Consider the following 673-nt stretch of genomic DNA (forward strand, 5'->3'; position numbering starts at 1 on the left):
GCGCCGTCCAGCTGCAGCTCGTGGTCGGGCCGGCCGGCCCCGACGGCACCCATGAGCTCGGGATGCACGCCCGGCCCGAGGGCGAGGAGGCGTGGACCCGGCACGCCAGCGGCCTGCTCGACGCCGGCGAACCAGCCGCTCCGGGCGACCTGGCCTCGTGGCCGCCGGCCGGCGCATCCGCGGTACCGATCGATGGTCTGTACGAGCGGCTTGCCGATGCCGGCGTCGTGTACGACCCCGTGTACCACGGTCTGCGGCAGGTCTGGCGGCGCGACGGTGCGGTCTTCGCCGAGGTCGCCCTGCCCGACGGCGTCGCCGCTCAGGGTGCCGCGTATGCGCTGCACCCCGTTCTGCTCGACGCGGCCCTCCAGGCGTGGCTGGCCCCCGGGCTCGGTCCCGTCGCGGACCGGCCGGACGCTCCGGCCCGGATGCCGTTCACCTGGTCCGGGGTGACCGTCCACCGTGGTGGTGCCGACCGGCTGCGGGTCCGGATCACCGCGGCCGGGGACGACGGTGTCGCTGTGGAGGCCGCCGACGAGACCGGCACGCCCGTGCTGTCCGTCGCCGCCATGGTCCTGCGGCCGGTACCGACCGGGCAGCTGCGGGTCGCGGACCGGTCGCTGTTCCGGGTGGCGTGGAGTCCCTGGACCGGCATCGGCGGGAGCGCGGGGGA

Annotated in this window: 1 protein-coding gene; it reads left to right on the forward strand. The window is 76.5% G+C overall.

All coding sequences use genetic code 11. From position 1 onward, the window contains the following. The coding region (locus IEZ31_RS55745) for a polyketide synthase dehydratase domain-containing protein (protein WP_190258287.1) at positions 1–673 on the forward strand (673 nt) is incomplete at both ends.

This window comes from Dactylosporangium sucinum (assembly GCF_014647515.1).
Lineage (GTDB): Bacteria > Actinomycetota > Actinomycetes > Mycobacteriales > Micromonosporaceae > Dactylosporangium > Dactylosporangium sucinum.